Origin of the sequence: Vitiosangium sp. GDMCC 1.1324, from assembly GCF_003044305.1 — a bacterium.
In the GTDB taxonomy this organism is placed as follows: domain Bacteria; phylum Myxococcota; class Myxococcia; order Myxococcales; family Myxococcaceae; genus Archangium.
In genome coordinates this window covers 1-4,625 of the sequence record NZ_PZOX01000066.1, presented here as the reverse complement: position 1 = coordinate 4,625, position 4,625 = coordinate 1, and the positions used below count along the sequence as shown (strand labels likewise).

Here is a 4,625-nt window from a genome sequence, read left to right as displayed (position 1 = left end):
AGCGCCTCCACCTCCGCCCTCAGCGCGCTCAGCTCGCGTTGCTGCTCGTACAGCACCTCGCTCAGCTCCTGCAGCAACTCCTGCTGCTGCATGTAGCGCAACTCCAACTCCACGATCCGCAACTCGTTCCGGTCTTCCGCAATGAGATGGACACTCCGGCTCCATCGCGCTGGGAGCCTCCTCGCTGGGACCGGCTCGAGCAAATGCGCGTCCGCCCAGTCCGCGTGGTCGCAGTTGCCGCCATCGCTCGCGTTCCCCACGCGCGCCGGTGCTCCTTCTTGCCGACGACGCTCACGTCCACAGTTTGCATCACACTCGTTCCCTTCTGCGTCCCGAGCTGGAACCGCAACGAGCTGTCGTCGAAGTGGTGGCTGCGGACGGTGACATGGTGCGAGCCGCTGATGATGAAGACGTGGCTGCGCCATGACGTATCCGGGCCAGCTTCCGTGAAGGTGTTGCCCCCCCACGCGCACGTCGCTGTTCCGGTCCTCGATGTGGACCGGCTCGTAGCGGTAGCCATCGAGGGGGTTGTTGCGTTGCGTTCAGCAGATGACGCAGGAACTCGAGAAGAGGGTCATCGCGAGCGTCTTTGGTTTATCAGCCAGTCTCTATGGGAGGGGGCGTGTCGGTGGCCGCCTGCTCATGGTCCCCAGGTCTTCGGGAGGCGGTGCCATCCTGAGCGTCTTTCAGCGCAGGGCGGACCGACTCGAGTCGCTGCCGGCACGCTCTTCTCAGCAGGGTCACGTGGTCATACAGCATGGCCTCAAGAACGCTGGGGTTCCGCTCCTTCTTGTGCCTCTGCGAGCAGCGAATGGGAGGGGGGTCGTCAGCTCTGAGGGTTGGCCTTACCATTCGTTCGGCCGCAGGGACGAGGCCAGTGGCCGCTTTGGCGGGTGTCGTGCGCTTCTTCTTGCGCCCGCCGCCAAACCACCCCACACCTCTCTTCGAGCCGATCCGCGAAGAGCGCCTCCAACGCATGGTGCCGTTCGCTCGGAACCCTGCCGGAAGGCTCTTCGTGGAAGGGTTTCCGGACCCCCATTCCTTCTCGTTCCCTACGGTGCGTTCGGACCGACGTCGGCCGACGACAACGGTCTGTTGGCGATGCTGGCGGTGGAGTACTCATCCCCGCCGACGTCGTTGATGGAGCGGATCTGCCCATCCATGTCTTCCGCGACGTAGGCGTACGTGCCTACTGCTGCATTGATGGCAGGGCTCGTGGACGTCAGCTTCTGCAGGCCGTCGACCGTAGTCAGCGACGGATTCACGTTGCGGATCTCGCTGGACGTTCGCGACTTGTTGGTCAGGGTCCCGCCATACCCGATGTTTCCCTGGAACAGCGTGTTGCTCGTCTTGTACTCGTTGTAGAGCGTTCCCGTCGTATTCCGGATGAGGTTGTTGGCGACCTTCACGTCCACCGGTGCATACGTATACTTCCTCCCGATGAGGATCCCCGTCGTGCTGTCGATGATCGTGTTGTTCACGACCTCGGACCGGTAGACCCTCCAGTGTTTTGCCAGATCATCCTCGGTGTAGTTGCTGGAGGTCGGCCCTCCGTCGAAGTCACCCCCGTCGATGAGAAGGGCGTCATCGGTCAGCTTCTCCAGGTAGTTGTTGTAGACCTTGTGGTCGGTTCCGTAGAGCCGGATGCCTCCCACGCCAGACTTGTTGCCATCACCCAGGATGAAGTTGCCGTAGATGCTGTTGTTGTTGCCGTGACGCGCGGTGAGCTGTCCCTGCGAGGTGATGACCGTATTGTACCGGACCGTGTTGTGGCCGCTCTTGATGGAGATGAATTCCGGATCCCCGTCGCAGTTCTCGAACAGGTTGTACTGCACGGTGGCGTGGCCATCGAGCTGAGACACGTCGGACAGGCCGAGGCGGATGGTCTCCAATCCGTTGCTGAGACGCGGTCCAATGTCGTGGAAATAGTTGTATTCAATCACATCATACTGGGTCATCTGCGTGGAGTAGTTGCCATCCATGGCGATGACCGGATCCGGGTCGCTCTTTCCTCCGAAGTCGTTGTGGTCGATCCGGTTGTGATTGCTTCCGTTCCCCTTGAGGAGCAGCCACTTGAGCTTGGTACCGTTCTCGATCAACGCGAAGGTGTTCCGGGTGAGCCGGATGTTGTTGGAGCCCTCGAGCACGACGGCACTGTTGCCGGTGTTCGTGAACTTCAGGCCCTCGATGATGACGTGGGATGAGCCGACCACCTGGATGGATGCGCCGCCGGAGATGATGGCCTTCCCCCGATTCGCTGCCTTGATGGTGATGGGGCTCGCGGCGGTCCCGTTCTTGCCCTTGAGGATGAAGGCGCCGTTGTTCGTATAGGTGCCGTCCGCCAGGATGAGGGTCGTGCCCGCGGTTGCGTTGGCGAGGGCCGTGGTGAGCTGGGCGGAGGTGAAGACGTTCGGGACCGCTTCCGCTGCGCTTCCGTAGATTTCCACCTCCTGGTAGCTGTTCCAGGCGTTGGACGTGTTGCCGTACCCCACGAGCCTTACGTAACGCGCGGACCCCACGTCCGCGAAGTCGAACGTCTGGAGGCCACTCGTCAGGCTGCTCGTTGCCTTCGAGCGCTCCGTGGAGAACGTGATGCCGTCCGTGGAGGTCTGGATGTCGAAGGTGAACGTCCGGGTGGCTCCGTTCAGGAATGCGATCTTCACATAGGCCACCTTCTTGTGGGCACCCAGGTCGAACTGGATCCACTGCCCATCACCTTGCGCCGACCAGCGGGTGTTCAGGTCCCCGTCCACCGTGTTGGCCGGGAGGTTGCCGTCATCCGCACTCGCCGTCACGGAGGCTCCCGGGATGGACAACCTGTCATCCGCCGCCCATCCCAGGGACGGAGCCAGAGCCAGGAGCAGACTCGAACTCATCACAAGCTTCCGGTGTGCCATGCGCATTCCTCTCATTCCTTTTCGCGATTCCAGGCCGCTATACCGCATTTCCTGTTCTCGTTTGGAATTCAAATATTCCAGAGATGTGAGAGCTGGCCGGGTCAGGCGCAACGGGCACGAGGTGTCCTTCGGCAATGGGGGGCGGGAAGCTCAGCCCTGCGTCTCGAGCTCGGCGTGGCGCCGGCGCTGGATGCGCCACTCCTCCGAAAGTGGGTCGGCATCCACTACGTCGAAGCCGCTCGCGTTGATCGAGCCGGCCACGGTCTTCTTTGCCTCGGCGCCGACACGGGCGATGGCCAGCGCCCGGCGATTCTTCGAGCCCGCGGGCTCCCCCCGCACCTTGAGGTGCTCGAACCAGATGTGGTTGACCTTGCGCTCCTTCGACCATGGCAGGTGCGCAGGCAACTCGCTGATGGTCGTCTTCGCGGGGGCGAGCTCGGTGTTCTGCCCATCGCGCGACAGGTTGTCATTGTTGGTGCCGATGACGCTCGTGCGCTCGAGCGGCTCGACCGGAACCGACTTGTCGTTCTTCAGCGGAATCGTGACCACGACGAGGTCGCCCGCTTCGGAGTCCTGCCGGACCGTGCCCGCCCTGTCCTTCGGGCCAAGGCTTGCGACGAGGTCGGAGAGATGGTCTCCGGGTCTCGTGAGTTGCTTAGCACCAGGTCGTCGCCCGTGTCCGCCGCGAGCTTCTCCATCGTGCCCCTGGTGTGTGCGAAAACGACAGGTAGGGACCGGAGCGGCTGTGTCGCTACGGAGCGCGGCACTCTGTCTCTGGTGCGCTTGAATCGAGCGGAGGAGCGCCCCATCGCCTGGAGGATGAATTGCCCGCTGTCGGCGGCTCCACGCACATCTTCTTCACTCAGGTGGATCCTGACATTCCAGGTGCCCGTCTCCTCTCCCATCCATTCGAGGTTCTCACGGGCGCGAAGCCAGGGCGGCCAATGGTGAGGGGGGCAGGACGACTCTGGACACCGTTGCGGGGTCGGAAGACGGATGCGGCTCGCGACGCTTCCCGGTTGATGGCTGAAGGAGCGTCGGGCCTCTGGTTACTCGTCTGGGAGCACGTCATCCGTGGGCCAACGGAGAAGTAGATCCAACGGCGACTGCCTGCGCGCTTGCTCCTCTGGTTGGAGATTGAAGCGAGCCAGGAGGCGGTCGTGCGGATGCGTGGGGGCATGGCACCAATCCAGCGTCAGGAGCACTCTCTGGGGGCGGGGGATCGGTGGGGGTCGACGTGGGGTATTGGCCAACGAGGCAGAGGAAGTAGCCGAGTAGCAGTGTCTCCCCCCACGGGGTCTTCGAGCTCCACATGCGCCAGACCTTCTCGACGGGATGGTCGGCCGAATAAGGCGGTTGACTCCCGACGTGGCGGTGATAGATGCCGCGCCCCCTCGGACGGGAAGGCGAAGCCGCAATGGCGGCGGAGAGTCCGGACGAGTTGAAAAACGGAATACGGGGTCGGCAGCACGGAGTTGACTCTCAACGCGGCGGTGGTAGAAGCCGCGCCCCTCACCGAGGCAGCAGTCGCAGCGGCGACGAAGCCAGGTAGGTGGGTGGGAAGAAAAGAGTCGGCGAAGGCGGTTGACTCCCAACGCGGTGGTGGTAGAAGCCGCGCCCCTCACCGAGGCAGCAGTCGCGAAGGCGACGAAGCCAGGTAGGCGGAAAAGAGAGTCGGCGAAGGCGGTTGACTCCAGGCGCAGCGGTGGTAGAAGCCGCGCCCCTCGG

Annotated in this window: 2 protein-coding genes; both read right to left on the bottom strand. The window is 63.2% G+C overall.

From position 1 onward, the window contains the following. Positions 1-1,052: 1,052 nt before the first annotated feature. Positions 1,053-2,876 carry a chondroitinase-B domain-containing protein gene (locus tag DAT35_RS57840; protein WP_233262332.1) on the bottom strand — a complete coding sequence of 608 codons (1,824 nt, stop codon included), beginning with the start codon at positions 2,874-2,876 and terminating at the stop codon, positions 1,053-1,055. A gap of 171 nt (positions 2,877-3,047) precedes the next feature. Further along, entirely contained in the window at positions 3,048-3,446 is a 399-nt protein-coding gene (locus DAT35_RS57835; protein WP_108077980.1) for an oxidoreductase, read from the bottom strand. Between the last annotated feature and the right edge of the window lie 1,179 nt (positions 3,447-4,625).

Excerpts from the sequence above, each read along its gene's own strand:
- DAT35_RS57840 (WP_233262332.1), bottom strand. The coding sequence starts at position 2,876 with ATGAGTTCGAGTCTGCTCCTGGCTCTGGCTCCGTCCCTGGGATGGGCG.